30 protein-coding genes and 1 pseudogene are annotated in these 26,260 nt (G+C 49.7%); 16 read left to right on the top strand and 15 right to left on the bottom strand.

The window, feature by feature from the left end:
• Nucleotides 1–87: 87 nt before the first annotated feature.
• The 4 genes from T260_RS130345 to T260_RS1000000140495 are packed head-to-tail and all read left to right on the top strand — an operon-like array spanning nucleotide 88 to nucleotide 2,248.
• Complete coding sequence (locus tag T260_RS130345) at nucleotides 88–696, top strand: FMN-binding negative transcriptional regulator (protein ID WP_023633930.1); 609 nt, start codon at nucleotides 88–90, stop codon at nucleotides 694–696.
• A gap of 29 nt (nucleotides 697–725) precedes the next feature.
• Nucleotides 726–1,367 carry a LysE family translocator gene (locus T260_RS130350; RefSeq protein ID WP_014195068.1) on the top strand — a complete coding sequence of 214 codons (642 nt, stop codon included), beginning with the start codon at nucleotides 726–728 and terminating at the stop codon, nucleotides 1,365–1,367.
• Nucleotides 1,368–1,386: 19 nt separating this feature from the next.
• A complete protein-coding gene (locus T260_RS130355) occupies nucleotides 1,387–2,097 on the top strand; it encodes a B3/B4 domain-containing protein (RefSeq protein ID WP_014195069.1) in 711 nt (236 codons plus the stop codon).
• Between the two features lie 22 nt (nucleotides 2,098–2,119).
• Nucleotides 2,120–2,248, top strand: coding sequence for a hypothetical protein (locus T260_RS1000000140495; RefSeq protein WP_014195070.1), 129 nt, complete (start codon nucleotides 2,120–2,122; stop codon nucleotides 2,246–2,248).
• A gap of 318 nt (nucleotides 2,249–2,566) precedes the next feature.
• On the opposite strand, the gene T260_RS1000000140260 is transcribed toward T260_RS1000000140495, so the two are convergent.
• Together T260_RS1000000140260 and T260_RS130360 are read right to left on the bottom strand one after the other, a co-directional pair.
• A complete protein-coding gene (locus T260_RS1000000140260) occupies nucleotides 2,567–4,318 on the bottom strand; it encodes a M56 family metallopeptidase (protein WP_014195071.1) in 1,752 nt (583 codons plus the stop codon).
• A 69-nt stretch (nucleotides 4,319–4,387) separates the two neighbouring features.
• Nucleotides 4,388–4,879 (bottom strand): YajQ family cyclic di-GMP-binding protein, encoded by a 492-nt coding sequence (locus T260_RS130360; RefSeq protein WP_014195072.1) that lies wholly within the window; start codon nucleotides 4,877–4,879, stop codon nucleotides 4,388–4,390.
• Between the two features lie 292 nt (nucleotides 4,880–5,171).
• On the opposite strand from T260_RS130360, the gene T260_RS130365 reads away from it, so the two are divergent.
• The 6 genes from T260_RS130365 to T260_RS130390 are packed head-to-tail and all read left to right on the top strand — an operon-like array spanning nucleotide 5,172 to nucleotide 10,808.
• Nucleotides 5,172–5,831, top strand: coding sequence for a GntR family transcriptional regulator (locus T260_RS130365; RefSeq protein WP_014195073.1), 660 nt, complete (start codon nucleotides 5,172–5,174; stop codon nucleotides 5,829–5,831).
• A gap of 7 nt (nucleotides 5,832–5,838) precedes the next feature.
• Nucleotides 5,839–7,041: a CaiB/BaiF CoA transferase family protein gene (locus T260_RS130370; protein WP_020279199.1), complete on the top strand. Its 1,203-nt coding sequence runs from the start codon at nucleotides 5,839–5,841 to the stop codon at nucleotides 7,039–7,041.
• 2 nt (nucleotides 7,042–7,043) lie between these two features.
• Nucleotides 7,044–7,943 carry a hydroxymethylglutaryl-CoA lyase gene (locus T260_RS130375; RefSeq protein WP_014195075.1) on the top strand — a complete coding sequence of 300 codons (900 nt, stop codon included), beginning with the start codon at nucleotides 7,044–7,046 and terminating at the stop codon, nucleotides 7,941–7,943.
• The gene (locus tag T260_RS130380) at nucleotides 7,940–8,980 is read left to right on the top strand and encodes a TRAP transporter substrate-binding protein (protein WP_014195076.1); all 1,041 of its coding nucleotides are present in this window, start codon (nucleotides 7,940–7,942) and stop codon (nucleotides 8,978–8,980) included. The genes T260_RS130375 and T260_RS130380 overlap by 4 nt, the downstream gene beginning before the upstream one ends.
• A 56-nt stretch (nucleotides 8,981–9,036) precedes the next feature.
• Nucleotides 9,037–9,534 (top strand): TRAP transporter small permease, encoded by a 498-nt coding sequence (locus tag T260_RS130385; RefSeq protein WP_023633928.1) that lies wholly within the window; start codon nucleotides 9,037–9,039, stop codon nucleotides 9,532–9,534.
• The gene (locus T260_RS130390) at nucleotides 9,531–10,808 is read left to right on the top strand and encodes a TRAP transporter large permease (protein ID WP_023633927.1); all 1,278 of its coding nucleotides are present in this window, start codon (nucleotides 9,531–9,533) and stop codon (nucleotides 10,806–10,808) included. The genes T260_RS130385 and T260_RS130390 overlap by 4 nt, the downstream gene beginning before the upstream one ends.
• A 52-nt stretch (nucleotides 10,809–10,860) precedes the next feature.
• Here T260_RS130390 and T260_RS1000000138755 read toward each other — a convergent pair whose 3' ends face one another.
• Nucleotides 10,861–10,992 (bottom strand): DUF3941 domain-containing protein, encoded by a 132-nt coding sequence (locus tag T260_RS1000000138755; RefSeq protein ID WP_008879040.1) that lies wholly within the window; start codon nucleotides 10,990–10,992, stop codon nucleotides 10,861–10,863.
• Nucleotides 10,993–11,226: 234 nt separating this feature from the next.
• Here T260_RS1000000138755 and T260_RS130395 point away from each other — a divergent pair, with 234 nt between their 5' ends.
• On the top strand, nucleotides 11,227–12,321 hold the full coding sequence (locus T260_RS130395) for a Fic family protein (RefSeq protein ID WP_023633926.1): 1,095 nt from the start codon (nucleotides 11,227–11,229) through the stop codon (nucleotides 12,319–12,321).
• A gap of 56 nt (nucleotides 12,322–12,377) precedes the next feature.
• Here the strand turns inward: T260_RS130395 and T260_RS130400 are convergent, their stop codons facing one another.
• The 5 genes from T260_RS130400 to T260_RS130410 form a co-directional block, all read right to left on the bottom strand.
• Nucleotides 12,378–13,241 carry a DegV family protein gene (locus T260_RS130400; protein ID WP_023633925.1) on the bottom strand — a complete coding sequence of 288 codons (864 nt, stop codon included), beginning with the start codon at nucleotides 13,239–13,241 and terminating at the stop codon, nucleotides 12,378–12,380.
• A 178-nt stretch (nucleotides 13,242–13,419) separates the two neighbouring features.
• Nucleotides 13,420–13,620, bottom strand: coding sequence for a DUF3813 domain-containing protein (locus T260_RS130405; protein WP_014195081.1), 201 nt, complete (start codon nucleotides 13,618–13,620; stop codon nucleotides 13,420–13,422).
• Nucleotides 13,621–13,622: 2 nt separating this feature from the next.
• Nucleotides 13,623–13,775, bottom strand: coding sequence for a hypothetical protein (locus T260_RS1000000139940; protein ID WP_011230248.1), 153 nt, complete (start codon nucleotides 13,773–13,775; stop codon nucleotides 13,623–13,625).
• Nucleotides 13,776–13,878: 103 nt separating this feature from the next.
• On the bottom strand, nucleotides 13,879–14,070 hold the full coding sequence (locus T260_RS1000000140255) for a hypothetical protein (RefSeq protein WP_128082656.1): 192 nt from the start codon (nucleotides 14,068–14,070) through the stop codon (nucleotides 13,879–13,881).
• 50 nt (nucleotides 14,071–14,120) lie between these two features.
• On the bottom strand, nucleotides 14,121–14,927 hold the full coding sequence (locus T260_RS130410) for a Cof-type HAD-IIB family hydrolase (protein ID WP_023633924.1): 807 nt from the start codon (nucleotides 14,925–14,927) through the stop codon (nucleotides 14,121–14,123).
• A 116-nt stretch (nucleotides 14,928–15,043) separates the two neighbouring features.
• Between T260_RS130410 and T260_RS130415 the strand changes: the two genes are divergently transcribed.
• The 4 genes from T260_RS130415 (at nucleotide 15,044) to T260_RS130430 (ending at nucleotide 18,969) form a co-directional block, all read left to right on the top strand.
• The gene (locus tag T260_RS130415; protein ID WP_023633923.1) at nucleotides 15,044–15,811 is read left to right on the top strand and encodes an alpha/beta fold hydrolase; all 768 of its coding nucleotides are present in this window, start codon (nucleotides 15,044–15,046) and stop codon (nucleotides 15,809–15,811) included.
• Between the two features lie 202 nt (nucleotides 15,812–16,013).
• Nucleotides 16,014–16,385, top strand: coding sequence for an ArsR/SmtB family transcription factor (locus T260_RS130420; RefSeq protein WP_011230251.1), 372 nt, complete (start codon nucleotides 16,014–16,016; stop codon nucleotides 16,383–16,385).
• Nucleotides 16,375–18,501, top strand: coding sequence for a heavy metal translocating P-type ATPase (locus tag T260_RS130425; RefSeq protein WP_011230252.1), 2,127 nt, complete (start codon nucleotides 16,375–16,377; stop codon nucleotides 18,499–18,501). Before T260_RS130420 ends, T260_RS130425 begins: the two co-directional genes overlap by 11 nt.
• Before the next feature lie 222 nt (nucleotides 18,502–18,723).
• Entirely contained in the window at nucleotides 18,724–18,969 is a 246-nt protein-coding gene (locus T260_RS130430; RefSeq protein WP_011230253.1) for a hypothetical protein, read from the top strand.
• A gap of 97 nt (nucleotides 18,970–19,066) precedes the next feature.
• On the opposite strand, the gene T260_RS130435 is transcribed toward T260_RS130430, so the two are convergent.
• The 6 genes from T260_RS130435 to T260_RS130460 all read right to left on the bottom strand — a co-directional run bounded on the left by T260_RS130435 (nucleotide 19,067) and on the right by T260_RS130460 (nucleotide 22,955).
• Nucleotides 19,067–19,813, bottom strand: coding sequence for a Fic family protein (locus T260_RS130435; RefSeq protein ID WP_011230254.1), 747 nt, complete (start codon nucleotides 19,811–19,813; stop codon nucleotides 19,067–19,069).
• 193 nt (nucleotides 19,814–20,006) lie between these two features.
• Nucleotides 20,007–20,309: a metal-sulfur cluster assembly factor gene (locus T260_RS130440; RefSeq protein ID WP_011230255.1), complete on the bottom strand. Its 303-nt coding sequence runs from the start codon at nucleotides 20,307–20,309 to the stop codon at nucleotides 20,007–20,009.
• Nucleotides 20,310–20,331: 22 nt separating this feature from the next.
• Nucleotides 20,332–21,582 (bottom strand): membrane protein, encoded by a 1,251-nt coding sequence (locus tag T260_RS130445; RefSeq protein WP_020279206.1) that lies wholly within the window; start codon nucleotides 21,580–21,582, stop codon nucleotides 20,332–20,334.
• Nucleotides 21,579–21,788, bottom strand: a complete 210-nt coding sequence (locus T260_RS130450) for a DUF2249 domain-containing protein (RefSeq protein WP_013146125.1) — start codon at nucleotides 21,786–21,788, stop codon at nucleotides 21,579–21,581. Before T260_RS130450 ends, T260_RS130445 begins: the two co-directional genes overlap by 4 nt.
• A gap of 3 nt (nucleotides 21,789–21,791) precedes the next feature.
• Nucleotides 21,792–22,025 (bottom strand): DUF2249 domain-containing protein, encoded by a 234-nt coding sequence (locus T260_RS130455; protein ID WP_014195085.1) that lies wholly within the window; start codon nucleotides 22,023–22,025, stop codon nucleotides 21,792–21,794.
• Between the two features lie 237 nt (nucleotides 22,026–22,262).
• On the bottom strand, nucleotides 22,263–22,955 hold the full coding sequence (locus T260_RS130460) for a Crp/Fnr family transcriptional regulator (RefSeq protein ID WP_023633922.1): 693 nt from the start codon (nucleotides 22,953–22,955) through the stop codon (nucleotides 22,263–22,265).
• 232 nt (nucleotides 22,956–23,187) lie between these two features.
• Between T260_RS130460 and T260_RS130465 the strand changes: the two genes are divergently transcribed.
• Nucleotides 23,188–25,551 carry a nitric-oxide reductase large subunit gene (locus T260_RS130465; RefSeq protein ID WP_031212676.1) on the top strand — a complete coding sequence of 788 codons (2,364 nt, stop codon included), beginning with the start codon at nucleotides 23,188–23,190 and terminating at the stop codon, nucleotides 25,549–25,551.
• A gap of 328 nt (nucleotides 25,552–25,879) precedes the next feature.
• Here the strand turns inward: T260_RS130465 and T260_RS130475 are convergent.
• Nucleotides 25,880–26,260 (bottom strand): annotated as a pseudogene (locus tag T260_RS130475) (hypothetical protein); the annotation flags it as partial.

Here is a 26,260-nt window from a genome sequence, read left to right as displayed (position 1 = left end):
ATTGTCACTTTTTTTATGTCAGTTTTGATTATATTATACATTGTGAAGAATGGAATGCTGTAATTGAAAAGATGGGGGAGAGGACTGATGTATATTCCGAAGCATTTTGCCATCAACGATATGTCTGTCGTCTATGAGGTGATCGAGGAGAACAGTTTTGCCACCTTGGTGTCTGTGCATCAAAGGGAGTTGTTTGCCACCCATTTGCCGCTGCTGCTCGATCGGGAGAAAGCGTGTTTGTACGGCCATTTTGCCCGTTCTAATCCGCAATGGAACGACATTCAACATCAGACGGTCTTGGCGATTTTCCACGGTCCGCATTGTTACATTTCTCCTTCCTGGTATGAAACGAACCAAGCAGTGCCGACATGGAATTATGTGGTCGTCCATGTGTATGGCAATGTGGAGCTTATCCATGATGAAGGGGAAATCATGCGGTCGCTACACGATATGGTAGAAAAGTACGAAGCGCCGGACAGCCGTTACCAGCTGTCAGAGGTCGATGCCGGGATGCTGTCCGGCATGAACAAAGGAATTCAAGCCTTCAAAATCATCATCAAGCGAATCGAGGGAAAAGCCAAGTTAAGCCAAAATCATCCTGCATACCGACAAGAACGGATCATCAAGCAACTCGAGCAAATGCCATTTGAAAACGAAAAGCGAATCGCTTCCCTGATGAAAAAGCAACAGCAGTGAAATAGAAAATGAAGGAGTGAGATGTGAGGATGGGGCTTTCGACGATCGGTGTGTTTATAGTGGCAGCCGCGGCACTGCTCATCGTCCCCGGACCGGCGGTATTGTACATTGTGTCTAGAAGCATCGGTCAAGGAACGAAAGCAGGAGTTGTAGCGGTGTTTGGCGTGGCATTGGGTGGCGCTGTCCATGTTGTCCTTGGAGCCGTGGGCGTTTCCGCGATTTTGATGACATCGGCGGCTGCCTTTACGATGATCAAATATTTAGGAGCCGTTTATCTTATCTATTTGGGAGGCAAAACGTTATTTTTTGCTTCCACCAAGGATGAGGAAATCCCGAACACGAAGGCCAAGGAGAAAACATTGGCGCAAGTGTTTTACGAATCTCTATTTGTCGAAGTGACCAATCCAAAAACAGCGCTCTTTTTTCTTGCCTTTTTTCCGCAATTTATTTCGCCTTCTGCTGGATTGGTGGCTGGTCAATTTTTGCTTTTAGGGGCGATATTTGTTGTTCTCGCCTTGCTAAATGACAGCTTGTACGCCATGTTGGCCGCGGGCATCCGCAAACGGCTGGCTGCCAAGAAAGGAAGCATGAAGGTGATGAACCGGGTGGCGGGCTGTTGCTATATCTTGTTAGGACTATTCTCCGCCTTGGCGAGCCCTTCAAAACCGTAAGAGAATGGAGGAGTGGATGATGACACGTTTTGTTGTTGAAGACGATGTTTGGGCCATATTTCCCCACGCCAAAATCGGTGTGGTCGTTGCCCAAGGGATTGACAACGGCATCAAGAATGCCAGCGTTTACGAACAAATGCTGCGAGAGGCGGAGAAAGAGGCGCGGAAATTCCTGGAGTTTGAAGAATTGAGCCGCAACCCCGTCATCGTTGTTTGGCGAGAGGCGTTTCGGCGATTCAAAACGAAAAAAGGGGCGCGTTGTTCGGTTGAAGCGCTGCTGAAACGAGTGAAAAACGGTCAGCACATCCGAACGATCAACCCGCTTGTGGATATTTATAATTCTGTTTCATTGCGTTACGGGCTTCCATGCGGAGGGGAGGATATCGACACGTTTGTCGGCGACATCCGGCTGGCGCTGGCGGATGGTCATGAACCGTTCATCCCGTTGGGAGGCGAGGAAAACGACCCGCCGTATGAAGGAGAAATCGTGTATAAAGATGACGTGGGCGCCATATGCCGCTGCTGGAATTGGCGGGAAGCCCAACGAACGATGCTCACCGAACAGACGAAGCACGCCTTCCTTTGCATCGAATCGATTGATGATACGAGGCATGAGGCGCTTCATCAAGCATTAGAGGAACTGGCTTATTCGGTACGGCACTATCTTGGCGGCACGGTGAAGATGCACATATTGGATGCCCATCATTCGGAAATATCGATAACAGATTAAGGATCCCTTCATCAGTCTTGCTTTGGTTGCTGCCGCGATCGGCCGCCTCGGCGGGGAAGGAGAAGCGATGCGCCTTGTCGAACCGATTGTCGGGGCGACATTGGTGATCATTGTTGCCGGTGTTCTGGTCGGAAGGGTGGTTGGCGTCTGATGATGGTTGCCTGTTTAAAGGTGTTCGCGGGCGGACGATGCCCGACGATTTAGAGAAAGGGGTGCATGGAGGGGAAGAAAAAAGAAGAGACCCCCTCTTTCCAAAAACGGCAATAAACTGTTGCCGAGCTTGTCCGCCCCAAGCTTGGCAGGGCGCGGCAGTAGCGGATTTCATCATAATAATATAGATGCAATCTAAAACTTTAACATTTATCGCTTTTGCTGGTCATTGCACCCGGCTGTCGGGTGGCCGAACAACGCCGCTTCCAGGTTGTTGTTCGGTCTTCCGTCAAAGATATGTGAAACGATTTCATTGCATCTATATATGCAACCACTCTTTCACAAAATCAGGAAGCGATTCGCGCCAACAGTCGCGCCACCATAATCGAAGTTTTTGCGTGCTCCATCCGGTTTCGGTCGTGCGGAGCGAATGAATGCGCCAATACATCGGCGGATGGGGGGATAGTTGAAATTTGGAAAAGCGTGAAAACCAGTCCTCTCTCTCGAAAGTGAAAGAACCGTCCTCGGCAAATGCATCTTCCTCCTCATCGTCTTTTTCCTTCGCATCGATGTGGTAGCTATGTGCTTGCTCGATGGCTTGGTCTTGATTTTTTGAAAGAATGGCTAAGGCGTTGGCCATCTGGTCGTTGCCGCCATCAAGCAGCGTCGCTCCGAGATGATCAGCGCGCACTTCCATCCACTGCACAAGCCATGAACGGAAAGCGGGATACAATAGAACGATGAGCGTCCAACCGATCAAAAACGTTGCGGCGCGATGTGTTTCCAACCAATGGGCGGCTGCTTCGTACACGCCGGCGATGATGGAGGAAATCACCATGATGAAGGCAAACTGCAACAGCTGCGCAGTTAAAACGTCCCGCTTTTTGACATGGACGGCTTCGTGGGCGATGACTCCTGCCAACGCATCGTGCGGAAGTTTCAACGTTTCCGATGTCAAGGCGATCAGCGATCGACCGATGTAAGGGCCTGCCGCAAAGCCGTTGTAGTCGCTTGACTCTGTTGTATAAACTGCAAGATGGGGCAAGCCGGCCCGTGCGCAAATGGTCCGAATGATGTGCTGGATAGGTGGATTCGTGACCGGTTTCATATCGAGAGCAATTTTCAAAACTCGATCAGAAATGAATAGGTTGATTGTCCAAAAAAAGAGAATGGCGGCGATCATGGTGATGGAATCGATTTTCCAATACGCCAGCAAGGCAAGAAGGGCGGCGTAAGCCCCCACCCCTTTGACGGCCGCGGAGAAGTACGCTTTTCCAAGCAGCCGCTTCCAATTGCTTGGATGATAAAACGGCTGGATGTGAATCTCTCTCTGCGAAGACAACGGTTTTGGAAGGATGTTCATTGATGCCAGCGATCCAGGATTGAGATACACTCGTTCCCCGTCAAACGACAGCTTCCACGTTTTTCCCATGTTGACCGTATAGTCGGCATGAGGGGAGAACAAGTGAAACAGATGGAATAGCTGCAAAATATCGGGGGCTGTATGCACTTGGATGTCAACGCACTGATCCAATGGATATCGCTTCGCCTCAACGGAAGAGATGAGATAGAGCGCATGATCGTTTTGGTCATAAAACAGGTGGAGCGAACGAAAAAGCGCCATGCGTTTGAAAAGTCCCGCCGCCATCGATAAAAAGCCGTATAAGAGAAACAGCTCCACAACGGGAGATGGAGAGCCAATCCAAAAATAAGGAATGGCGATGCCGATGAATAAGGCGGAGAAGCCGATGTCAAGCAACGCTCGCTTTTTTTCGCGTGGAACAACAATTTCTTTTGCCCCTTTCGCTTGCAGTTCGGCAATGATGTCATATGTTGGCACGCGGTTTCGTTTCGGCAGCGGGATGACTTCGTAACTGAGCCAAAACGCGCCGAGCATCGAAACAGACTGCAGCAATCCGCCTTGAACAAAACCACACCATGCCCAAACAGCTCCAATCAATGCAGCGAATAGGCGGCCGTATAAGGCTGCGTTCCATTTTTCTAACTTTTTGGCTACCCATTGGAAGGAAAAACCGAGAAGAAACGAAACGATCATCCCCCAATCAGACACACTTGCTTCCTCCCCTATAAACATCACTCTTCTATTTATGAAAAAACAGGCAGCGCGCTTCTGCCTGTTTCAGCGGTAGTTCACAAACTGCACGTCAATCGGCAAATCGGCTTCGCGAATGGCGGCGATCACCTTTTGCAAGTCGTCTTTGCTTTTGCCGCTGACGCGAATTTGGTCATCTTGCACTTGGCTTTTCACTTTCAAGCCGGTGTTTTTGATGATCGTGGTGATTTTTTTCGCGTTTTCTTTGTCGATCCCTTGGACAAGCTTGGCGCGCTGGCGCACCGTGCCGCCTGATGCCGGCTCGATTTTGCCGTATTGGATGTTTTTCGTCGCCACCCCGCGCTTAATGAGCTTGCCGATGAGCACATCTTTCAGCTGCTCAAGCTTAAACTCGTCGTCGGAGATGAGAACGAGCTCGTCTTTCTCGAGCGAAATGTCGCTTTTGCTTCCTTTGAAGTCGTAGCGCGTCTTGATTTCTTTCATGGCGATGTTGATGGCGTTTGCCACTTCCGACAAATCGACTTTGGATACGATATCAAACGAACTTTCTTTGGACATAAGCAACCTCCCGGGCGTGTGATGTACTTTCATTATAGAAAAAGGTGGGTGGGAAGGCAACAATAAGCAAGGAAGAAGACAGGCCCCCTTCCCTTTCAGCAGAAGTTCGAAGCAGCGAGCGGTTTTACTTATGTGTCAGATGAGGCGGTATATCTGAGTTATGGTCTTTTTCGCTATAAAAATCAATGTAATAATTTTTCTCCTTGCTTAATAAATATGATGACAACAGAGCAAATAGGCTCAGCATTGGGCATGTCCTGTATACAGTCGACGAAAATGAAGGTGGTTAACGTTGAAACAGCAAATAGTGAAAAAAGAAACGTTGAAAAAGCAAGTGTATGAATATTTACGTGAGGAAATTATTACAGGAGGATTTGCCCCAGGGGAAAGACTCGTAGAGGAAAAAATAGCAAAACAAATTCAAGTAAGCCGAAGTCCTATTCGCGAAGCGATCCGCATGCTCGAAAAAGAAGGACTTGTCACCGTGAATAAGGGGGGAGGGGTTGCGGTATTCAGCCCTGACATTGAAAACTTCCAGTATCTTTATGAATGTAGGGTGGTGCTTGAACCACTTGCAGCCTATTATGCTGCACAGAGAATAACGAAAAACCAAATTGAAGATCTCAGGAGGCAGCTCATTAGCATAGATGCACAACCGTTGGGGCTAAAAGAAATTCTCGAGATGAATACAAAATTCCATGAGGGGATCGTAGAAGCTAGTCGAAATCCGTTTTTAATCAGGATGATCGAACAAATTCGCGGCATTAACAGTTTGTACAGAATTGCTATCTTAAAACAAAATATGTTGCGGATGAAATCAGCCATTCAAGAACATATTCAAATATTCGAAGCCATTAAAAGAGGAGATGCAGACAAAGCAAGGGAATGCATGGAGGAACATATTGAAAGCGATTACAAGTATTATATAAGCATTTACCAAGGGAGGAAGTGAAAAAAGGGTGTCCAAGACACTGCCTCTAGAAGGCATAACAGTATTGGAAATGGGGAATTTTGTAGCGGCGCCGTTTGCTGGGAAAATCATGGCTGAATTTGGCGCAGAAGTGATTAAAGTTGAAGAACCGGTATCGGGAGATCCCCTGAGAAGCTGGCGGATTATGTACGGCCACTCTTCGATTTGGTGGTATGTACAAGCCAGAAATAAAAAATCGATTACAGTAAATTTAAGGAAAACAGCAGGCCAACAGATCATTAGAGAGCTCATCCCGAAAGTTGATGTCGTGCTGGAAAACTTTAAACCGGGAACGCTCGAAAAATGGGGATTAGGTTATGAAGAGTTAAAGAAAATAAACCCATCTATCATTATGACAAGGATATCCGGGTATGGCCAAACCGGACCTTACCGGGATAAGGCTGGATTTGGAAGTGTGGCTGAAGCGATAGGAGGATTGCGATATTTGACGGGTTATCCAGACCGCCCCCCGGTAAGGGTGGGAATCGCCATAGGGGACCTCGTTGCAGGATTGTATGCCGTGATCGGAACGTTAATGGCGTTGCGTGTCAGACAAGAAGATAGCGAAAGAAAAGGGCAGTTGATTGACGTCGCTCTTTACGAATCAGTGTTCAGTCTATTGGAAGGGGCTTTGCCAGAGTATGTGTTAAGCGGTGTTGTAAGGGAGAGAACGGGCAGCACTCTCCCAGGTGTGGCGCCATCGAATACGTATGAATGCAAAGATGGAAAGCATGTTGTTATCGGGGGAAACAGCGATAATATATTCCAGCGTCTCATGAAAACGATTGGACGTAGCGACCTTGCTCATCATCCCCAATACGCTAACAACCAAGGGAGAGCGGAACATGCTGAGTTGATTGATCAAGCAATAGAAGCATGGACGAAACAGCACACGTTGGAAGAAGTGCTAAACGCCCTCGATGAAGCATCTGTTCCGGCAGGACCTATTTATAGTATTCGGGATATTGTGAATGATATTCAGTATAAAGAGAGAGACATGTTGTTGCCGGTAAAACTAGAGGACGGGACGGAGTGCCTGTTCCCCGGCATCGTTCCAAAATTGTCTGACACTCCAGGGCAAATGAAGTGGGTCGGCCCGAAGCTAGGAGAGCACAATGAAGAGGTGTATGTAAGGGTGCTCGGTTATTCTCATGACCAACTCACACAATTGAAAAAGGAAGGGGTGATTTAAATTTGGCGGACGTCCAGATTATTGATGTAGGTCCTAGGGACGGATTGCAAAACGAACCGGCTATCGTTCCCACCGAGAAAAAGAAAAGACTAATCGAAATGCTTGTTGACTCCAACGTGAAGAAAATTGAAGCCACCTCTTTTGTTCATCCTCGAAAAGTTCCGCAAATGGCCGATGCTGAGCAAGTCATGAAGCAATGTGCAACGTTTGGTGAAATCGAGTTTGTGGCGTTAATCCCAAACAAAAAAGGATTCGAGCGGGCGAAGCAAACAAATGTATCTGAGGTGAACTGGGTAACAGCCGCCACTGAAACATTCAATTACAAAAACATCGGAATGAGCATCGACGAAAATTTCGCGCAGTTCAAAACGATTGTTCAAGAAAGCAAGGCATTGAATATAAAAATCTGTTTTTCCATAGCGGTAAGTTTTGGTTGCCCTTATGAGGGAGAAGTAGCCCCAGCAAAAGTTATATCCTTGGTGGAACGTGCGGTGGAAGCTGGGGCTGACCGAATCGGGATCGCTGATACGATCGGAATCGCAACTCCTAAACAAGTCAAACAACTGCTCACTGAAGTGATGCAAGTGGCGCCATCCATTCCTATTGCGATTCATCTCCATGATACAAGGGGGCTGGGATTGGCCAATGCTTATGCGGCATTGGAAGCGGGTGTGAACATATTTGAAACGTCTGTCAGCGGCATAGGGGGATGTCCTTTCGCCCCAGGAGCGGCGGGCAATTTAGCAACCGAAGATTTGGTTTATGTGCTTGAACGAATGGGGGTTAGAACAGGAATTGACTTTGAAAAATTGCTGGCGGCGGCTGACTTCGCTGCTAGTCTTACATCCAATCAACCATTAGGGAGAATAAGACAAGTAGAAAAAAGGGGGAATTGCAAATGAGAAAACGAGCGTTGTTTGTGGGAGCTTTATTGACTGCTTCCATTCTGTTAAGCGCATGCGGCAAAAGTTCTTCCAAAGCGGAACCACAACCAAATAAAGGTGAGGAAAATGGATATGAACCTGTCACCATCAGGCTGGCTTACAATCTTCCGCAAGATCATCATATTTCCATTGGCGTCGAAAATTTCGCCAAAACGGTGACAGAAAAATCAGGAGGCAAGGTGAAGATTCAAGTATATCCTGCTGGGCAATTGTTGAGTGATAAAGAGATGAATCAAGCCATACTAACCGGAGGGGTGGAGATGGGGGTCAACTCCTCAACACTGTGGGCTTCTACAGTTCCCGCAATGGGGATTTTTGATGTCCCATACGCTTTTCCTAACCATGAAACAGCTGGTAAAGCGCTGTCCGGAGAGTTGAGAGAAAAGTTGAACAAGGCGATGGAGGAAAAAGGGGTAAAAGTTCTCATGTATGCCGATTATGGCTATGCACAGTTTGCCAACAACGTCAGACCGCTTAAGTCACCTGAAGACTTTAAAGGATTGAAAATACGCAGCATTGGCGACATTCCATCCGAAATGATCAAGGCTTATGGGGCATCACCGGTATTTTTGGGAGCAGGGGAAGTCTATACAGCCCTACAAAGAAAAACAATTGATGGAGCGACATCAGGGACGACAGCGATGCTTCAACGGCATTACGATGAGGTCGCTAAGTATTTAACGATAAACAATTATTCCTACTTGGAGTTCATCCTTGCGGTCAATAAAAACTTTTGGGATCGGCTTCCTGAAAAAACAAAAAATCTCTTAACCGAGACTGCACAGCAAACGGAGCAATGGATTAGGGCGAAAGCGAAAGAAGAGGATGAACGAACAGCTAAAGAGTTGGAGAAAAAAGGGATGGAAGTGTACGTTGTTCCCGAATCGGATCTTCCAAAATGGAAAAAGGCTGCCCAACCGGCAAGGGAAGTATATATTGAGCGAGCTGGGGATTTAGGCAAGGAGCTGCTTGATATGGTGGAAAACATCCAGTAAGTAGGAGGAGACGGGGGAGGGAAAGCTCCCTCCCTTATTGGTTAAGGAGGTCAAGGATGAGGGGGTTATATCATTTCTTAGATCGTTTGATCCAAGCAGGCGGGGCGATAGCGGGAATATTGATCATATTAACCACAGGTATGACAACGTTTGACGTTATCGCTAGGTCGGTGTTTAACCGACCGACTACTTGGGCTACAGAATTATGCATATACGCTATTATTGGAAGCTGTTTTCTCGGTTCTGCCTATACGTTGAGAACATATTCCCATATTACGGTTGATTTGCTAATCAATCTTGTGCCGCGCAAGGTGCAAAAAATATTGGCGTATATTTCAAATGTATGTGGATTCGTTTTCAGTCTTATTTTTACGATTTACAGTGTAGAACATGTTTTCAACACATATGAACTAGGGACAACTTCATCATCATTATTGAGGATTCCTATGTACCTTCCAGAAATGTTTCTCCCGATCGGCGGTTTGCTTCTTTGTTTTGCTTTTATATTGCAAATCGTAGACGGAGAAGCGCAAAAGGGGGATGGGCATTTATGAATACGGCGTTTTTCCTCGGTGGAATGGCTGTACTGCTATTGATAGGAGTGCCTGTCGCGTTTGCGCTCGGTTTATTGGCAGTTGGCGGCATGTATCTGTTCAATGGCGGAACGTTTTCTTTTTCACAAATTCCGATCATTTCTTACAAATCATTGGACGATTTTACATTGACCGCCTTGCCGATGTATGTTTTAATGAGCCAAGTTTTAGTAGTGAGCGGCGTTGGACGCGATTTGTATGAAATGGCGAGCAAGTGGTTCAGGCATCTGCCCGGGGGGTTAGCGATTGCCACATTGTTCTGTTGTGCTATTTTCGCGGCGATTTCCGGCTCGAGTGTAGCCACTGCCGTGACTGTTGGGGCAGTCGCGCTTCCGGAAATGACAAAGCGGGGATATGATAAAAGAACAGTTCTTGGTCTGTTGGCTGCCGGGGGAACATTAGGCATTCTGATTCCTCCGAGCGTGCCGATGATTATATACGGTTCCGTGACAGGAGAATCGATTGGGAAACTGTTTGTTGCTGGAATTGTTCCGGGAATATTATTAACGATGGTATTCATGATCTATGCTTCATGGAAGACGCGCCACATAAAGGAAAAGCCTGCGACATGGGTGGAGAGATTCGAAGCGTCGAAAAAGGCCATATGGGGACTTATACTGCCCATCATTGTCATAGGAGGAATTTATACAGGAATCTTTACCCCTACGGAAGCGGCTGCCATCGGGGCTATGGCCAGTATTTTGATTTCCATTTTCGTATATAAAAATTTCACGACATCTAATATTAAAACAATTGTCTTATCAACTGTCAAAATGAATGCAATGATTTTAATGATTATTGTCGGAGCTATGCTTCTTGGGTACATTATGACTATATTGCAGATTCCGCAGACCATTACTCAATTCGCCACTTCACAACAAGTATCTCCTTGGGTCATTTTCGTTTTAGTGAATATTGTGTTGCTTATTTTAGGTTGTTTTCTCGAAACTATATCGATCCTTGTAATTACACTGCCTATTTTGTACCCCATTATAAAAGCTTTAGGGTTTGACCCCATTTGGTTTGCGGTTGTTATGGTCGTCAATATGGAGTTAGCTCTTATTACACCGCCGGTAGGGCTGAACTTGTTTGTTTTGAAAGGACTGGACAAGACGAATACGATTGACGAGATCGTGAAAGGCGTAGTGCCTTACGCTCTCATTATGATGCTGTTTATCGTTGTGCTGGCCGTTTTTCCGGAATTGACAACGATTCTTATAGACCGTGTGAAATAGGCAAAATAGCTGAAGCTGCCTACATTTGAAGATAGGCAGCTTTTGTTGTGATTTATAAATGATCCGTCTTCTTCGAATACGCGAACTTCCCGGCTTCGCGGTTTTTCTCGCGCATCATGTTTTTCTCATGGCGCTTCGCTTGGTTGTCGCGCGCTTTTTTGTCGTTGTCGCTCGTGTTTGGCATCGGTAGCCCTCCCTTGTTTCGATCGTCCATCATTAGTATGCGGTAAATGGAAATGAACTATATGGAAATAGGGGAAGGTAGTTTGTGGAAAGATAAATTGAGAATTTTTCTTAACAAATGGTTCGCTTCAGAGTATAATTAAGTACAAAAATAGAGATAAATGTTTGTAATAGGGTAGATATAGGTGTTTAACGATCATTTTTTATCTAAAATGTTCGTAAAGGGGAATGAAAAATGAAACGAAAACCGTTTGTCCCCTTCAAGCTTCCTCTTAGCGAAGATGTCGTGAATCAAATGCGTTTTCTTCGCGAATTGATCGAAGCGAATAAGGCGATGGTTGAGTATCAAACGATGCTGCGGCATTCAAAGCTGCATCCGCGATTTCTGCTCAGGCCGATCATGCTGAAGGAGGCGGTGCAGTCGACGAAAATTGAAGGGACACAAGTGACATTGGATGAAGTGATGGAGACTGAAGCACAAAGCAGAAAAGCGAACAGCGATGTGCGAGAAGCATTAAACTATTATGAAGCATTAGTGGCAGGGATGAATGCGCTGAAAGAGATCTCCATTTCGACTCGGTTGTTTAAGCAGTTGCATCGAATTTTGTTGTCAAACGATGTACGCGGATCCCATCGGTCGCCAGGGGAATTCCGAAGGGTGCAAAATTTCCTCGGTCCGGAAGGATGCACGATTGAAACAGCCGCTTACATTCCTCCGGAGCCGCATCTTGTCAATGAGTATATGTCAAATTTAGAGAAATACATTCATGAACCGAACGATGATTATGATGAATTAGTGAGAGTAGCCATAATTCATGCGCAGTTCGAAACGATTCATCCGTTTCTTGACGGAAACGGTCGGATTGGAAGAATTTTGATTCCACTCTATTTGTATAGTAAAGGTGTTATTGATTACCCGAACTTTTTTGTCAGCGATGTGCTTGAACGGGATAAGCACAAGTATTACCGCTATTTGAATGATACCCGCTACAAAGGCGACTGGACGCAATGGATTCAGTTTTTCTTGCAATGCGTCCATTTACAAGCGAAACAAAATGTTCGATTGATTCAAAAAGTAAACGATTTGTATGAAGAAGATTTGGAAAAGGCAAGTGCGCTTGTGAACAGCCATAATATTCGAACCGTTGTCAATGTCATGTTCCAGCACCCGATTTTTACCGCGAACATGATGGCGGAGTTGACCGGTTTGCCGGAAGCGACGGTTCGGCGCTATTTGAATCGGTTTGAGGAACAGCAACTCATTTTCTCGGATGGCCGGATGCGGTCCAAAACGTACTACTACTACAACCTTCTTGATCAACTTCGGTGATGAGGACAGGCGCCTGTGTTGTGCAGGCGCCCGTGTTTTGTCCGGCGGGAAAGGCGTCAGATCTCAATATATTTGTTCAGAAAAAAGAGGGCAATCGTCCCCGGTCCGGCGTGTGCGCCGATGGCGCTGCCGATGTCGGAGAGGAAAAAGTGCGTGCAGCCGTGCGTTTCTTCGATCATTTGTTTCAGCTCCAAGGCGGTTTCTTCGTCATCGGCATGGCTGATGCCGATCGTTTGCTTTTGCAGATCGTTGCCGCGCTCGCCCATCAACTCGACCATGCGTTTCAACACTTTTTTCCGCCCGCGCAGTTTTTCAAGCGGAATAAGCGCCCCGTCTTCGACATGGAGAAGCGGTTTGATGTTGAGCAAACCTCCGAACGCCGCGGCGGTTTTGCTGATGCGGCCGCCGCGCGCGAGGTAGTCCAAGTTGTCAACGGTGAAAATGTGTTCCATATGGCGGCAATACGCCTCGATCGTTTCACAAAGCAAGTTGTACGGTGTGTTTTGTTTCGCCAGCTCGACCGCTTTCATGACGGCGAGCCCTTGGCCAAGAGAGGCGCATTTCGAGTCGATGATTGTCAGGCGAAATTCCGGATATTCACCAAGCAGTTCGCTGCGCACGGCCATCGCTGTTTGGTATGTACCGGATAATTTCGATGAAAAGGCGATGTAAAGGCATGGCCGGTTTTCTTTGGCGTATGGCAAAAACAGTTCCTTCATCGCCAGCGGGCTTGGCTGTGCCGTTTTCACCGTATGCCCTTGGCGCATGGCGTCATATACTTGCTTCGGCTCGATCGTGATGCCGTCTTCGTAATCTTGGCCGTTCCAATGAACGACAAGCGGCAAAAAGGCGATTTGATGCTCGCGGATGTACGACTGCGGCAAATCGGCTCCGCTGTCGGTGATGATTTGAATGGGCATGGTTCGTCCCCCTTTTTGTGAACAAAAATGAATATAGTATAGCCGCATCGAATGAACGGACGATTTTGGCCGGTGAACAGCGATTCATTATCTTCTCTTAGTGTAGCGGTTTTTCGGACGGAATACAATGGAAAATCTCGAGCGGGCGAAAGAAACAGCTGCGGGAAACCGCAGCCGTTTAGTGGGTGAGCTCATCAAGCTCGGCTTGAAATTGACGCAACTGCGCTTTTTCCGCCGTGTTGGAATGCGCATAGGCAGATGACAAGGCGTTTTTGGCGATGGCAATGGCGCGGTCGACGTTCATGTCGATTTCGCCGTTAGCCGCTTGTTTGGCCTGCGCGACCGCTTTGCGCGCCTCTTGGAACAGGCGGTTGCCCATCGCTACGCTCCTCCAAGCGACGTTTCCATCGCTTTTTCCGCTTTGCGCGCTTCCGCCTCGGCGTACGTTAAATGATAAGGGATTCGCTTGTCATGCCGTTCAACCGCATCGACGCTTTGTTGGACGAAACGCTTCGATTTGTTTCGTTTGCCCATGACGGATTCCCCCTTTAAAATATGAAGACGCGCGTTGCGTCACGTATAGTGTAACCGCACGGGGGGAACAGTAGTAAGGAAATTCGTTACAACACAAGTCGCTCTACAAAGCGGCGAGGCGGTTGGAGCAAGGCGAAAAGAGAAGCATCAGCCAGCGTTTAGATTGTAGGAAGCAGATAAGGCTGGTGATGGAACGCGGAAAACGCTCCAGCAAAGCGTTCGCCAACGGAGCAGCATCGAAACAGTTCTTTTTTCTGTTCATGAACATTTTGGAGAAACGCGCTTTTTCATCCATCTTAATCGACGGCGCCAAAAAAGGCGGCTCGGAAGCCGCCGCGATGGAAACTACAAACGAAGCAAATCCTGCAAATATACACCGACGCCGTCTTCTTCATTGGTTTTTGCCACATCGTCGGCAATGGTTTTCAACGGTTCGATGGCGTTGCCCATCGCAACACCGAGACCGGCCCAGTCGATCATCTCGAGGTCGTTGTCTTCATCGCCAAAAGCAATGACGCGCTCCCTTGGGATGCCAAAATAGTCGGCGACTTGTTTTAAGCCTGCAGCCTTATGGACGCCATGGCGGATGATTTCAATGACATGCCACGGTTCGCTCCAGCGCCGTTGGTGGATGACGTTGGCGTATACATTCGCTAAGTGTGATTGAATCCGCTCGATATGATCATCGTCCGTGTACACGAGCACGCTCGTCGGATCTTTGCCGAGCGAGCGGCGCAAATCACCGATTTCCACGGTCGGGTTGCCAAGGCGGACGATGTCAAGCAACACCTCGTCATGTTGGTGGAAATAGACATCGTCTAACACTTCGGCCATCATATTCTTGATTCCATAGGATTCGCTGATTTCAACAATGTCTTTGACGATCGCAAGCGGCAGCGGGTAATGGTGCATGCCCCACGACGGCTGGCGCGGATGGTGGACAAACGCGCCGTTGAAATTGACGATCGGCGTTGCAAGGCCAAGTTCTTCGTAGTACATGGAGCTTGCCCGGTACGGGCGGCCGGTGGCGATGACAACAAAATGGCCGGCGTCGATGGCGCGGCGGATGACGTCTTTGGTAAATGGAGAAATCGTTTTATCCCCTTTGAGCAACGTTCCATCCAAATCCAACGCGATTAAATACGGCTTCATGTCCGACTCCTTTGCCCTCGTTATTCTTTACACTACATAGTGTAACTCTTTTCCAAAATCGCTGTCCATATGGTAAACTATACAGCGATGGAAAAAGAAAAGGGGTTTGTGCAACCATGGTGATCATTGAACAGGAACAGTTGGCCGGCGTGCCGGTTCTTCACGTTGTCAAGCCGGAAAAGCGGGACGAACGGCTGCCGCTGATTTTCTTTATCCACGGCTTTACGAGCGCCAAAGAACATAATTTGCATTTCGGCTACTTGCTCGCCGAGGCGGGCTACCGCGCTGTGCTTCCCGACGCGCTGTTTCACGGTGAACGGGACGAAGGCTTGAGCGAACGGAAATTGCAGCTGTCGTTTTGGGACATTGTTGTGCGCACGATCACCGAAATCGAGGAGATGAAAAACGACCTTGTAAGCCGCGGGCTGGCTGACCGAGAACGGATTGGGCTCGCTGGGACATCGATGGGCGGAATCGTCACGTTCGGCGCGCTCGCCGTCTATCCGTGGGTGAGGGCGGCGGTGGCGCTCATGGGCTGCCCGAACTACAGCGCCTTTTTTGATGAGATGATTGAAGAAGGAAAGCGGCGCCAAATCGACATTCCGCTGCCGCCGACGCTGCTTGCGCTCGAAAAAGAAAAGCTCGCCCGCTACGATTTATCCAAGCAGCCGGAAAAACTCGACGGCCGGCCGCTGTTCATCTGGCACGGGAAAGCCGACCAAATCGTCCCGTATGCTTATACATATGAGTTTTACAAGCAAATTAAACCACTTTATGAAGGAAACGAAGACCGGCTGCAATTCATCGCTGACCCGCACGCCGGCCATAAAGTGACGCGTGAAGCGTTTTTGGAGACGGTGCGCTGGTTTCGCGAGCATGTGTAAGCAAAATCGGCAATGAGGAAACGAACATGTTTGTGGTCAGCTAAAGCGTGCTTCACAAGAGGGAATCCGCCTTTTAAAAACAAAAAAGGCGGATTTTTCGTTTGAACACATTTTTTATTCAAATGAATATTTGAATATAAGGGGGAGATATGCTATTCTATATTCAAACGAATATTTGAATATTGACAAGGAGCGAGAAGGAATGCACCGTCATGATGTGTGCGACGTTTACTGTTATGACGAAGAGAAGGTCGAGCGGGTTCAGCGGCGGCTTCGTGATGAAAACATTGCCGCGATCGTGCCGTTTTTCAAGGCGCTTGCCGACGAAAATCGGGCGAAGATCGTGTATGCGCTTTGCGGTGAAGAGGAGTTGTGCGTCTGTGACCTAGCGAACGTCATTGGTGCGACGGTGGCGACGACATCGCATCATTTGCGCATCTTGTACAAACAAGGCATCGTGAAATATCGGAAAGAGGGAAAACTCGCCTTTTATTCACTGGATGACGACCATATTCGCGAGCTGCTGCTTGTCGCGCTCGCCCATCGGAAAGAGGGGGACGGCCGTGGGGAATGAACAAACATTAGATCGGCTCGAGGCCAAAACATACCGCGTGCAAGGACTGACGTGCACAAACTGCGCAGCTAAGTTTGAGCAAAACGTGAAATCCTTGCCCGGCGTGAAAGAGGCGAAAGTGAATTTCGGCGCCGCCAAGCTCACCGTTTGGGGCGAGGCGACGATTGATGAGCTTGAACAAGCGGGAGCGTTTGAACGCCTGAAAATTCGTGAAGAACGCGAGCGCACCATCCGGCGGGAGCCGTTTTGGAAGAAGAAAGAGAACAGGAACGTCCTTGTCTCTGCTGTATTGCTTCTGATTGGCATTGCGGCCGATGCGGCGGACAAGGGGATGCTGGCGATTGCGATGTATTTGGCGGCGATCGTGATCGGCGGCTACTCCCTGTTCTGGACGGGGCTCCGGAATCTGGCCCGCTGGCAGTTTGATATGAAAACATTAATGACGATCGCTATTCTCGGTGCGGCGGCGATCGGCGAATGGCAAGAGGGAGCAGTCGTTGTCATTTTATTTGCCATCAGCGAAGCGCTCGAGAGCTACTCGATGGATCGAGCACGGCGGTCGATCGCCTCGTTGATGGAGATGGCGCCCGCTGCAGCGACGATTCGGCGCGGTGCGGAGGAGGTGACCGTTCCGGTCGAAGACGTTCGCGTCGGGGATGTCATGATCGTCAAGCCGGGTGGAAAAATCGCTTTGGACGGCATTGTCATAAGCGGCGCCTCCACAGTGAATGAAGCGGCGATCACCGGTGAAAGTCTGCCGGTGGAAAAAGCAGTGGGGGATGCAGTGTTTGCCGGGACGCTGAATGGAGAAGGATTCCTCGAAGTTGAAGTGACAAAGCGGGCGGATGAAACGACATTGGCGAAAATGATTGATCTTGTAGAAGAGGCGCAAGCGGAGCGGGCGCCGTCGCAAGCGTTCGTCGACCGGTTTGCTCGCTATTATACGCCGTTTATTATCGTGACCGCGCTTCTGATCGCCATCGTTCCGCCGCTCGTGATGGGCGGGGAGTGGCTTGATTGGATTTACCGCGGTCTTGCCGTTCTTGTCATCGGCTGCCCGTGCGCGCTCGTCATCTCCACCCCGGTGGCGATTGTGACGGCCATCGGAAACGCGGCTCGGCGCGGCGTGCTCATCAAAGGCGGCGTGCATCTCGAACAAATCGGCCGGCTGCGTGCCGTTGCCTTTGATAAAACCGGGACGTTGACGAAAGGGAAACCAGCCGTGACCGATGTCGTCGTGTATGAAGGAACACGTGAGCAGCTGTTGGCCATCGCCGCCGCCATCGAAAAACGGTCGCAGCACCCTTTGGCTTCTGCCATCGTCCGCAAAGCGGAAGAAGAGGGAGCACCGTTTCTTGATGTGGCCGTCGAGGAGTTTCAATCGCTCACCGGCCAAGGAGTGAAGGCGGTGATTGCGGGGAACACGTACTATATCGGCAGCCCCGCTTTGTTTACCAGTTGGATCGGGAAGTTGCCCGATGAAGCGGAAAAGCAAATCTCTGCCTTTCGGGACGAAGGAAAAACCGTGATGGCCGTCGGCACGGCCGATCGGCTGTTGGGGCTTGTCGCCGCGGCCGATCAACTGCGGCCGTCCGCCCCGGAAACGGTTGCCGCGCTGCGGCGCCTTGGGGTGGCGGAAGTGGTGATGGTGACGGGCGACCACGAGCAAACCGCACAGGCCATCGGCCGTCAAGCGGGCGTATCCGATATTCGCGCCGAGCTCCTTCCGGAACAGAAGCTGGCGGCGATCCGCGAGCTGAAAGAACGTTGCGGCATGACCGCCATGGTCGGCGACGGGGTGAATGACGCCCCTGCCTTGGCCGCGGCCGATATTGGTGTGGCGATGGGCGGGGCGGGAACGGATGCCGCCTTGGAAACAGCCGATGTTGTGCTCATGGCCGACGATTTGCGCCAGCTGCCGTACACCGTCCACCTTGGGCGCCGAACGCTTGCCGTCATCCGGCAAAACATCGCCGTCGCCTTAGGGCTTAAAGTGCTGGCACTCGTGGCCGCCGTCCCGGGCTGGCTCACCCTTTGGCTCGCGGTGTTCGCCGATATGGGCGCGACGCTGCTAGTGACACTCAACAGCATGCGCCTATTGCGGGTGAAGGAATGAGACGGGGCTGCGGGCAGCGAGATACATCGTCCAACTTAGAAGAAGTGCATTTGTCCTCTCTCATGAAATGCGTGGAAAATATGGGTGCTTTCTGACGATGAGAGACGGTATAATGAAGAGGAAAACATCACAGCTGATTAGGTTGAATGTTTGGGGATAGCGGCTGTTGGATGGAACCATCGTTTTGGTCTGTTCATGAAAATCGTGGGGAAGAGGGGCGTCATGAAGGGATCTCGAAAAGAAGAGAGGCATGAAACGCAACGGACAGAAGAGATTCAACGGATGGATGACCGGGTGTTTTCGCCGGCCGAAGAGTTGGATCGGATCGCCGCGGGAGGGGCGATGAAGCGGGAAGCCCTCGATTGGCGAGGATTTCCCCGGTGGATTCGATATGTCGGATACATCGCCTTCGCCTTTTTTGTCATCGTTCCTTTGATGGCATGGTTGTGGAACGTGTTGCTTGAATAGCCGATCAAACGCCAACCGGAGGCGGGTCTCATGGAGGAGAAAAACAAACGACACGGAAATGCCCGTTGTTCCGTGTCGTTTTGTTTGCGCTCTGTTGTTAATCCTCCATCCCTAAAGCGTACAAGTAATGGCGCAAGCTTTCTTCGACACATGCGGCGATCAGTTGAATGAACGGAGTGACCTCACCTTTGACGCTCGCTTTTTCCAACGCTTCGTAATACTTCCGGCGCTGTTCCGGGTTTGCTTTCACAATAGCGGGCGGATAGCCATGCTGCATTAAAATGAAATTCATCATTAAGCGGGCGGTTCGTCCGTTTCCGTCAGCAAATGGATGAATGTATACGAGCTGAAAATGGAAACGAGCCGCCAGTTCGATTGGATGAAGAGCATGTTGATTCGTTTCATACCAAGAAAACAATTGATTCATTTCATCTTGTATATGCAAAAAGTGAGGGGGGGTGTACGAGCTGCCGGAAATGCGCACATTGTATGTTCGATATTTCCCGGCATTTTCATTGTCAATGCTCTTTAATACTAAATAATGGACCTGTTTCAACACGTGCTCAGTCAAATGTTCTTTGTTTGCGACTAACTCTTCAATAAAGTCAATCGCCTCCGCATGGTTAATAGCTTCCAAATGTTCCTTAAGCCGTTTCCCGCCAATGGTAATCCCTTCTTCTATGACTAGCTTTGTTTCCAGCAAGGTTAACGTATTGCCTTCGATGGCGTTCGAATGGTACGTCCATTCGATCCGAAATGATTCCCGCAAGTTTTTCACCAACCCTGGAGGCAAAGGGCGCAACGCATCCAACCGTTGTTTCAGCTCGTCGATTTTGGCAAACATCGCTCTCACCTCTTGGTATATGATTCGCGGCCTCGATTCGTTTTTCCTTTAAATAGCCAAGCGATGGCTCTCGTTTTTTCTATTATGATACAAAAATAAAGGGCGGGGAGTGTTCAGCAGTTGCAGAACAATGAAACAACCGCCCGCCCAACACGGGCGAACGGCGAAAAGGGGATGGAAAAAGTGGAGTGTTTCAAGAAAAATGCCCAAGCTGCCGGAGCGCTTCTTCGCTCATTCGCTCCGGCGTCCATGGCGGGTTCCATGTCACTTGGACGCGCACGTCACGGATGCCGTCAATGTGCTCAAGCGCCCGTTTGACGCCGCCGGCGATCGAGTCGTGAAGCGGGCAGCCGGGGGTCGTGAGCGTCATCAGGACATTGATATGCCCATCTTCGATTTTTAAGTCATAAATCAACCCTAAATCGACGACGTTAATGCCGAGCTCCGGATCAAGGACCGTTTTCAGCTGTTGAATGGCAAGTTCGCGGACATCCATCGTTCTTTTCCTCCTCATTCGCTTATTTTCGGAAGACCGTTAAAATCGTTCCGGCAAAGGCAACGCTTAATCCAGCCAACAGCACTTGAGTGATGGCGAACAGCGGCACGCTCGCGACAGCAAGCGCAACGGCCGCCAGCGCGAGGGCGATGAGCCATAGGCGGCATTGGACGGTGACGGCTCGCTCATTCATCATTTGTTTTAACGTCGGCACGTTTTGTTGGCCGACTTTTTCGCTGTAGCGATGCGTCCACCATAAAAACGGCACGATTTTGAACAAATAGCCGACGATGCTGAAGAGAATCCAGCCGACAATGAATAGATAAACAATGATGCCAAGCAGCCGTCCGCTGCCGACGACGATGGCGACAAAGGCGGCAACGTGCAGCACAAGGCCGATGACGATGGCCGAAAGCGAAAAGCGGAACGGGCGGTCAAGCGTTTTTTTCATCCGCTTTTGCAAAATGGCGCGGATATGCCAGGCGAAAACAACGAATCCGCTCATGAGCAAGGCTGCACCGGCTGCAAGCCATGCGTGGCTTCGCAAGAATAAGCTGGCGAACGCCACAGCAATCCCGCTGATGTACAGCGCATAGACGTAACGCGCCGGCCGCAGCGAAAAGCCGTGGGCGAGCGAGAACATCGGCGCCATTTTGTACGAAAAGCCTATGATGAGCAGTGTGAACCAGCCGCACAGCCCGAACAGCACATGCAAGCCGAACACCGTTTCATGACTGTTGGCGCCTGTGGCGGCGAAAAAGTGAAAGGCAAGCAGCCCTCCGGCGGCGCCCGTCAGCAGCAAAAACAACAAGGAAGTCGCGACAAACAGCGTCATGATCGTTTTGTTTTTTTGTTGTTTTAATGTCATCGCCATTTGCCAGACAAACAGCACGATGCCGAACAGCAGAAGCAAGCCAGGGAGAAACGCCTGGTTTGGCGTAAACGCTAAACTGGCGGCAAAGGCGACGATGCCGAGAGCGGTGATCGCAAACTGCCAAAAACCGAGCCGCTCGCTCCAAATCGGCGTCAAAAAGGCGACCGGAACGAGCTGGTACATCGCCCCCATGGCCGTCATCAATGCAAAGCCAAGCAACGCCAGGTGGGCCGCCGCCCACACGAACGGCAGCCGGAACGCGCCGCTGCTAAGTGAGGGAATCGCTCCAAGCAACATAAGCTGCGACGCGGCGAACGCCAACACGGCGAACATGATAAACGAGAACGGAAGACGGACGTCTGTTTCCGTCCCCGTGCGAGTAGGAAACACGTTGCTCATCCTTTCGTAATGCGGATTTCAAAACTGCCGTCTTCGCGTGCGACCGTCTCGTGCCGGTAGCCAAGCTCGTCAAGCTGCTCGTACAAAAACATCGGGCGGCGATCGTTAATGATCGTCAGCGTCTCCCCAGGATTCAGCTTAGCGAGGGCAGCGAGCGTCCGCATCATTGGCTGCGGCGGCTCGAGTCCGCGGTTATCGAGGATCATCGGTCATCCCCCCTGTTTGACAAACGTTACTCTCCAATGTTTTTTCTCGATTTGTTCGGCCTCGTACGTAAATCCTTTCGCTTTCATAATCGGAAACAACGGCAGCGGCTTGAACGGGGCGTGTAAAATGAACGTATCGCCCGGCTGCAGCGGCTTGATGGCGTTCATAATTTTTTCAAACGGTTCCCGCTTTTGCCGCAAATCTTCGCGTACATCGAGTTCAATCGTCACACCCATGCGCTTTCCCTCCTTTTTGACTATCATGATAATCATTTTCACTGTGGAATGTTGTGATATAGCTCACATCTTTCGGCCGAAACATGACATATTCCACTTTGGAAAAAAGGTTTCGTTTTCGTTTGAAAGGGCGGAATAGCATGTTCCAGAAAGATGGGCTTGCCGAAATGTTTGAAAGGAAACCCCATCAGCTCCATTGCGCATCCCGACCGGTGCCGGACGATGGGGAAAAAGGAGTTAGAAAAAGATTTCTTGTTCGAGCCCTTCGCGGTCAATCAAATAAAAGCCGTGTTCGTCGACGTCAACCAGCCCTTTCCGTTTCAGTTGGCTCAACGTGCGGCTCACCGTTTCCCGGGCGGTGCCGATCATGTTGGCCAGCTCGCGGTTTGTCACATGGGCGGTGAGGCGGTGCCACTTCCCTTGTTTGACGGCGTTCGTGCGCGTCAGCCGCAACAAAAGCAACACGATTTGTTCGTACGTATTATGGAGCACTTGCGCTTCGAGCCGGTTTTGCAAATCAACGATTTTTTCGCCCATGACGCGAAACAGTTTTATGCAAAGTTCAGGGCTCGCCATCAGCACTTGTTCGAAATCGTGGATCGGGATCGCGATCAATGTCGCTTCCTCGACCACTTCGGCGTGGGCCGGATAGGTGCCTTTTAAGAAAAAGCCGGCATGCGGAAACATTTCTCCCGTCTGCAAAATCGAAACGATTTGTTCTTTCCCGCTGAAGTCCGTTTTATAAATTTTTACCGTGCCGGAATGAATGAAATAGACTCGCTCGAGCGGGTCGCCTTGCATAAAGACAAACGTCCGCGGCTTGTAAACGCGCACGTGGGAAATGGCAACCAGCGAATCAAGCTCGTAATCGGACAGTTCACGAAACAACGGAACAGCTTTTAAGCGGTCTTTCATCCAATGGTTCGCCATGGCGTTCTCTCCTTTGGAAATGTGACAAAAGTGTGGCGGCTGTCAACAGAGCATCGATGCTTTTCTCTTTTTGAACATCCGCGCCGTTTGGCCTTTTCTGCCTTCATTGTATACATTCTCACGCCATAAAGCTGTGATATAAATCATAACGGACATTTGCCCCGGCTCACAAACCGCCGAACGATCAGCGCGCTACAATGGGGGCGAACAAACGAGAAGGAGGTTGGCTCATATGGAAGTTCATCGATCCGTTCGCCCCAACATGCGGCCGGGGCGGCAAACGACCAACAGTTTTCTCAAATCGATTCTCATTTTCACTATTGTGATCAGCTTTACCGTCCTGCTTGTCGGCGGATATTGGATTTTTAAAGAAATGGCGCCGAGGCCGAAGGAAGTGCGCAGTGAAGACGGCCAAGTGTTGATGACGAAAGAAACGATCATCGGCGGGCAGGCCGTCTTCCAAAAATACGGGCTGATGGATTACGGAACCGTGCTTGGGCATGGGTCGTATATGGGGCCGGACTATACGGCGGAAGCGTTGAAAATTTATACGGAAGGCATGCAAGATTACAAAGCAAAAGAGCGGTATCACAAACCGTTTGCCGATTTAACCGCCGATGAGAAAACGATCATCCGCGAACAAGTCATCAAGGAAATGCGAAAAAATCGCTACAACCCGGTTACGGATGTTCTCGTCCTGACAGATGCGCAAGTATACGGGTTGGAAAAAGTGCGCGACTATTACCGCGACGTGTTCACCAATGGCGATGGTTGGGGATTGAAAAAAGGATTGATCAAAGAAAGCGACATGCCAAAATCAGGCCGTGCTTGGGTCGCGGACGGCGACCAAATCAAGCAAATTGCCGACTTTTTCTTCTGGACCGCTTGGCTGTCAAGCACGCCAAGACTTGGCGACCACATCACCTATACGAACAACTGGCCGTACTATGAGGACGCCGGCAATACGATGTCGTTTTCCGCGGTATGGTGGAGCGGCGCGAGCGTCACGATTTTGATTTTGTTCATCGGGATCATTTTGTATGTGTTCCACCGCTATCAGTTAAGCATGCAAGAAGCGTATGCAGAAGGGAAGTTTCCAGTCATCGATTTGCGGCGGCAGCCGCTGACTCCGTCGCAAGTGAAAGCGGGCAAATATTTCGTCGTTGTATCGGCGCTCTTTTTCGTCCAAACGATGTTCGGGGCGCTGCTCGCCCACTACTATACGGAACCGGACAGCTTCTTTGGCATCAAATGGATCCATGACCTATTGCCGTTTAACATCGCCAAAGGGTATCATTTGCAGCTGGCGATTTTTTGGATTGCCACCGCTTGGCTTGGCATGGGGATTTTTATCGCCCCGCTTGTCGGCGGGCAAGAGCCGAAAAAGCAAGGGCTGCTCGTCGATCTGCTTTTTTGGGCGCTTGTCGTCCTTGTCGCCGGCAGCATGATCGGCCAATGGCTCGGCGTCAACGGCTATTTAGGAAACGAATGGTTCCTGTTTGGCCACCAAGGTTGGGAATACATTGAGCTAGGCCGCGTTTGGCAAATTATTCTAGTCGTCGGCATGCTGCTTTGGCTGGTCATCGTCTTCCGCGGCGTCAAACGCGGGCTGAAGCAAGAAAGCGACAAAGGCGGGCTCATCCACTTGCTGTTTTATTCGGCCATCGCCGTTCCGTTCTTTTACATCTTCGCGTTCTTTATCGAGCCGGATACGAACTTTACGATGGCTGACTTCTGGCGCTGGTGGATCATCCACTTGTGGGTGGAAGGCATTTTTGAAGTGTTCGCCGTTGTTGTCATCGGGTTCTTGCTCGTTCAATTGCGGCTCGTAACGAAAAAATCGACGGTCCGGGCTCTCTATTTTCAATTTACGATTTTACTAGGCAGCGGTGTCATCGGCATCGGTCACCACTATTACTACAACGGTTCACCGGAAATTTGGATCGCCCTTGGCGCGGTGTTCTCGGCGCTCGAAGTGATTCCGCTCACGCTCCTTATTTTGGAAGCGTATGAGCAGTACAAAATGATGCGCGACGGCGGGGTCAACTTCCCGTACAAGGCCACATTCTGGTTCTTGATTTCAACCGCCATTTGGAATTTGGTCGGCGCTGGCGTGTTCGGTTTCCTCATCAACTTGCCGGCGGTCAGCTACTTTGAACACGGGCAGTTTTTAACGCCGACCCACGGCCATGCGGCGATGATGGGCGTGTATGGCATGTTTGCGATCGCCGTGCTCCTTTATTCGCTGCGCAACATCGTCAAACCGGAAGCATGGAACGACAAATGGCTGAAATTCTCTTGCTGGATGCTGAACATCGGCCTGGCTGGCATGGTTCTCATCACGCTTCTCCCGGTTGGGGTGCTGCAAATCAAAGAAGCGTTTGAACACGGCTATTGGGCGTCCCGTTCGCCTTCGTTCTTGCAACAAGACGTCGTACAAAACTTGCTGCTTGTCCGCTTTGTTCCGGATACGATCTTTTTGATCGGCGTCGCCGCCTTGCTTGTCTTTGCCATCAAAGCGATGTTCCATTTGCGCAAACCAACTCACGGCGAAGGGGAAGAGCTGCCGGTGGCGAATTTGGCGGAGGAAGAATAACAAAAACGGGCTGACCCAAAACGCGAATGCGTTTTGGGATTAGCCCGTTTTTACACGAAATATAGAAGAGAATCGTTCGTTTTCTGGCAGAATAGAGTCACCATAAACCACTATCACCGAAAAAGGAGCGATTCTTTTATGACACATCATCATATTTTTGAAGAGTGTACCGTGGATCACCTCACGTTGCCAAGCGATATCATTCCATTGGATCATATGGCTCATGTAGTTTACGAAATCGCCAAGCGCATTCCGATGGAGACGTTTCTTCCTTACTATAAAAGGCGGCCACACCTAAGAAAGGTAGGGAGGGATGCTCTCTCCTTGCTTATGGTGCCTTAATAAGACGAATGCTGGAAATTGCCGCTTCTTGTTCAATCGAACGCCTAGAAAGAAGATCTAAAATCCGTTCGTGCTTTTCCATGTTTTGTTCTATTTTCTTAACGATTTCATTTGTTTCAAGCACTGCTTGTTGGACGAAAACAAACTCTTGCTTCGTGACCATATTGGCTTTGACATGATCTAATTCTTTCATTAGGTTGTTCTTTACGTCCTCAAGCTCCTGTTTGGTAGCCATGTTGGCTTTGATGTCCTCAAGCTCCTGCTTGGTAGCCATGTTGGCTTTGATGTCCTCAAGCTCCTGCTTGGTAGCCATGTTGGCTTTGATGTCTTCAAGCTCCTGCTTGGTAGCCATGTTGGCTTTGATGTC

Origin of the sequence: Geobacillus thermopakistaniensis, from assembly GCF_000498995.1 — a bacterium.
Taxonomy (GTDB): domain Bacteria; phylum Bacillota; class Bacilli; order Bacillales; family Anoxybacillaceae; genus Geobacillus; species Geobacillus thermoleovorans.
Note: the sequence above shows the minus strand (reverse complement) of the source record. Positions and strands in the feature narration are given on the sequence as shown.